The sequence below is a fragment of the bacterium endosymbiont of Bathymodiolus sp. 5 South genome, from assembly GCF_900128535.1.
Classification (GTDB): Bacteria; Pseudomonadota; Gammaproteobacteria; order PS1; family Pseudothioglobaceae; genus Thiodubiliella.
The window spans coordinates 1-4,595 of sequence record NZ_FQTR01000134.1 but is presented as its reverse complement, the minus strand read 5'-3'; the positions used below and the strand labels follow the sequence as shown (position 1 = coordinate 4,595).

Sequence of the window (4,595 nt, the reverse complement as noted above, 5' to 3'; positions counted from 1 at the left end):
CCACTTTTCACCCACTTGGCGATTTTTTAAACCCAGCCTTAGCCCTGCTAGGACAAGGTTTAAAGAAATCACCAATTGGGCAAAAATTGGATTTTGCTAATCATCCCTATTTATGCAAAGGTCTCAAATTGATTGAACACACTAGAAAGCGTGTTTTTAAAAAAGTGATTTAATTGGAATTTTACTGTGTTTTTCATGATTAAAGCTACCCCTCGGCATTGAAAAAAATTAAAAAAATTGCCCCCAGCATTGAAAAAATTTACCCCCTCGGATTTTGTAAAATATATCATAACCTCCCTCTTATGCAAGTTTTTTGAAGTCTAAATAAAACGCACAGTATTGACATGCCAATATAAATTGAGACCTTTGTATAAATATGAATAATCATCGAAACGCCCTTTTTCACCAGCTTGACAATTTTGTAAAACACGGCCGTAGCTTTGCTATGACTATATCTCATAAAATTACCAATTTGGAAAAACTTGTCATTTTGCTAATCATCCCTACTTATGCAAAAGTCTCAAATTAGAATTTAGCAAAGACACTTTCTGCCAAATCAATTGTTTTTTGAATATCAGCATCACTGTGCGCTGTTGAAACAAATCCTGCTTCATAAGCACTGGGTGCTAGATACACACCTTCTGCTAACATTAAGTGGAAAAATTGATTGAAGCGCTCAACATCACAGGCACAAGTTTGCTCAAAATTTATCACTGTATCAACCTTTGTAAAAAACAAGCCAAACATACCGCCAACAACATTAGAAGTCATTGAAATATTATGCTTTCGTGCTGCTGTTACAATGCCGCTGGTTAATTTAAGGGCTTTTTGTTCTAAATTTGTATATAGATTTTTATCCGCATCAATCGCCTCCAACATTGCCAAGCCTGCTGCCATTGACATTGGATTGCCTGAGAGTGTGCCTGCTTGGTAAACTGCACCCAAAGGGGCGATACACTCCATAATGGCTTTTTTGCCACCAAAGGCGCCGACTGGCAATCCGCCGCCAATGACTTTGCCTAATGTAGTCAAATCAGGCATGATGCCAAATTTTTCTTGTGCGCCGCCTGATGCGACTCTAAATCCAGTCATCACTTCATCAAAAATTAACACCGTGCCGTGTTCATCACAGATTTCTCTCAAACCTTGCAAAAATCCATCAACGGGTAGGATGCAATTCATATTACCCGCAACAGGCTCAACGATAATACAAGCAATATCTTTGCCCTTTTCAGCAAACACTTGTTTGACTTGTGCCAAATTATTGTATTCAAGCGTTAAGGTGTGCTTGGCAAAATCCGCTGGTACGCCTGCTGAGCTAGGCTCGCCAAGTGTCAATGCGCCAGAGCCTGCTTTTACCAATAATGAATCTGAGTGTCCATGATAACAGCCTTCAAATTTAACAATATCATCACGCCCTGTAAATCCTCGTGCCAAACGAATAGCACTCATCGTCGCTTCTGTGCCTGAACTGACCATACGCACGAGCTCAATAGAGGGTACCAATTCGCATACTTTTTTTGCCAGTTGTGTTTCAATCTGCGTCGGCGCACCAAAGCCTAAGCCCTTGTGCAAGGCTTTTTCTACTGCCTTGACGACATTTTGGTTGGCGTGACCTAAGATCATCGGCCCCCATGATCCGACATAATCAATATATTGGTTATCATCAACATCAAATAAATAGGCACCTGCACCACGAGTAAAAAATATCGGTGTACCGCCCACCCCTTTAAAGGCTCGTACAGGTGAATTTACCCCGCCTGGAATAACCTGTTGTGCTTCGTTGAAAAGTTGCTCTGAGTTTGTCATTATTTATTCTCCAAAATCTGTGGGTAGGTTTTTAAGTGGGTGATGTGTGACCATACAATCAGCACATTATCCAATAATAATTTAATGTTGGCATTGGTTTTTGCCAGATTAATTGCCTGTGAAACATCGGTTAATAATCTAAACAAAAAATCGATTTTTGCGCTCATGATAATTTGATTAAGCTCAACCAAACCCCCTTTACGCTCGAATGATTTAAGCCGAATGCCTTCAATTACCAAATGTTGCAAACAACCCAATACTTCCACCTCAACGCCGTCAAAATCTTTTGTTTGATTAATTACCGTTGGGTGTATGGCAATATTTAATAATTGATTTTGCCATTTTTGATAATGAATAAATCTATCGCCCGAGACCTCGTCGAGCACTTTAAAAGGCACGCCGTGTGCGGCTTCTAACAAGTGTGGAATATCAAAATCTTCATGATGGTCAATGTGTTGCTCAACCCATGTTTGTGTCGCTTGATCATAAGCAGGACTAATATGAATACTTTGACAACGAGAGACAATCGTTATAGGTAGGCTTTTAGCATTGTGTGCTAGGAGGATGATCAGGGTATTTTTCCTAGGCTCTTCCAAGGTTTTTAACAAACTGTTGGCGGCATTGACATTCATTTGGTCAGCATAGAAAATAACACCAATCTGCAATTCGTTGGCAGTTTTGCCCAATGCTTCACAAAACTTGCGAATCTGATCAACCCGAATATCTTTAGAGCGATTCTTAGTAGTTGGGTTGATTTCGCCGCCGCGACAATAAATCATATTCAGGTAATTAGAGCGCCTAATCAATACGGAAGTGTCTAAATCTTGGCGAACATCATCCTTTTTGATGGTTTTGTCATTATTGATTAAGACACCAACGAGTTGTTGCATTAACTCAAATTTTCCTATCTGCGGCATTCCTGTAATCAACAGCGCATGCGGCAGATGGTTTTGATCAATCATCTGTTTAAGTTTTGCAAAAGCATTTTGGTGCCAAGGAAGCGTCATAGCGTTTTCAAAATTTCTTGAATTTGGTTTGAGGTATTTTTAGCACTTTGTGCTGCATCGATAAGCTTGATGCGCTCAGGGTATTGTTTAGAGCGTGCAATGTAGGCATCACGCACACGATTAAAAAAATCTAGGCTTTCTTGCTCAATACGGTCCTTTTTACCTCTGGATTCTACACGCTGCATACCAATCTCAACAGGCACATCTAATAGCAAGGTCATATCAGGTGTAAAACTCTGTAACACCCAGCTTTCTAACTGTGCGATACGCGCAATACTCAAGCCACGGCCACCGCCTTGGTAGGCATAAGAAGCATCGGTAAACCTATCACTAAGTACCCAGTCGCCTTGCACCAATGCTGGTATTATTTTGGTTTGAATATGCTCATTTCTGGCAGCAAACATCAACATTAATTCAGTGTCAGCGTGCATTTCACCTGTTGAATTACTCAATAGTAAGGTGCGAATTTTTTCCCCTATTGCGCTTCCACCTGGCTCTCGAGTCAGCACAATATTAATATCTTTGTTTGCCAAATATTGACAAATAAAATCAATTTGCGTGCTCTTTCCTGCGCCTTCTACGCCGTCAATGGTGATGAATTTTCCTTTTCTCATAATGGGTATTTTTACTCAATACCCATCATTTTAAATACTTTTTAATGTTATTTTTATGTTCTTTGTAAGTTCGTGCAAAAGCATGTGTGCCATCTTTTTTGGCAACAAAAAACAGGCTATCGCCTGATGCAGGATGCAGCGCTGCACGCAATGAAGTAAGTCCGACTGAGGCAACTGGTGTTGGTGGCAAGCCTTTGTTTTGATAAGTATTATAAGGGCTATTAACACTTAAATCTTTTCGCGTTAAGTAACCACGATAGGACTTACCTAGGGCATATACAACGCTTGGATCAGTTTGCAGGCGCATTCCCAACGCCAAACGACGCATAAAAACACTGGCTATCTTTGATTTTTCAGCGTTATGCGCGGTTTCTTTTTCAATCAATGAGGCTAATATTAGCGCTTGCTCTGGGTGATGAAAACGCAGGTTTTTATCGCGTTTTTTCCATTCAATGGCTAATATTGTTCTTAGGGTTTGATTGGATTTTCTAAAGACACTGGCGACACTATCACCCACTTCGACCCGATAAGTATTAGGCCAAAAAGCCCCCTCATAAGGCGCTTGAATGCCTGCTATTTGCATCGTTTTTGCAAATGAACCATTGGACTTGAGTGCTTTATTGCTTTCAAGTTGCTGATAATAATCAAGCGTTGTTTTGCCTTCAACCAAAGTAATGTTGCGTGTTGCTACTGTTGCTGATGCAAAATCATCGAGCAAATCCATCGTGCTCATATTTGGCACCACATCGTAATAGCCAGATTTTAGTTTTGAATAAGAACCAAAAACTTTAACCATCACACGCACAAAAAAACTTGAGCGAATAATCCCTTGCTCTTCAAGGTTGTTCGAAATAGCGGTAATGGTTACCCCTGAGGGTATATGATAAACCATTGGTTCGGTGACTTTAAGGGTGTTTGCCCAATAAAATAGTGAGAGTCCAAATGCGATTATTACCACTAGAAGTTTTTTCATTGTTCGCCCATTCAAGTTCTAAGTACAACTTTTATCCTAAAAAAGAGCAAAGATACCATATTTATCAATATTTAAAGCAAGAAATGACGCGCTCATATAAAACCCCAACAAATTAAGACAACAATTTAAATTTTCTTATTTCGAACAAGTTAAACTAAACAAAAAAATCGGAGTAAAAAAAATGAGTAAAAA

5 protein-coding genes are annotated in these 4,595 nt (G+C 39.6%); 1 reads left to right on the top strand and 4 read right to left on the bottom strand.

Going from position 1 to position 4,595, the window contains the following annotated elements:
* Nucleotides 1–376 precede the first annotated feature (376 nt).
* A complete protein-coding gene (locus BBROOKSOX_RS09050; RefSeq protein ID WP_180323949.1) occupies nt 377–529 on the top strand; it encodes a hypothetical protein in 153 nt (50 codons plus the stop codon).
* Here the strand turns inward: BBROOKSOX_RS09050 and hemL are convergent.
* From hemL to mltG, 4 genes are read right to left on the bottom strand one after another with little or no spacing between them, the layout of a single operon-like run.
* Nucleotides 526–1,809 (bottom strand): glutamate-1-semialdehyde 2,1-aminomutase, encoded by a 1,284-nt coding sequence (hemL, locus tag BBROOKSOX_RS09045; protein WP_139661222.1) that lies wholly within the window; start codon nt 1,807–1,809, stop codon nt 526–528. The two genes, BBROOKSOX_RS09050 and hemL, sit on opposite strands and share 4 nt — an antisense overlap.
* On the bottom strand, nt 1,809–2,816 hold the full coding sequence (locus BBROOKSOX_RS09040; RefSeq protein WP_139661219.1) for a DNA polymerase III subunit delta': 1,008 nt from the start codon (nt 2,814–2,816) through the stop codon (nt 1,809–1,811). The genes hemL and BBROOKSOX_RS09040 overlap by 1 nt, the downstream gene beginning before the upstream one ends.
* Complete coding sequence (gene tmk / locus BBROOKSOX_RS09035) at nt 2,813–3,430, bottom strand: dTMP kinase (RefSeq protein WP_139661216.1); 618 nt, start codon at nt 3,428–3,430, stop codon at nt 2,813–2,815. The genes BBROOKSOX_RS09040 and tmk overlap by 4 nt, the downstream gene beginning before the upstream one ends.
* Nucleotides 3,431–3,455: 25 nt before the next feature.
* On the bottom strand, nt 3,456–4,403 hold the full coding sequence (mltG, locus tag BBROOKSOX_RS09030) for an endolytic transglycosylase MltG (RefSeq protein ID WP_139661214.1): 948 nt from the start codon (nt 4,401–4,403) through the stop codon (nt 3,456–3,458).
* Nucleotides 4,404–4,595: the final 192 nt, after the last annotated feature.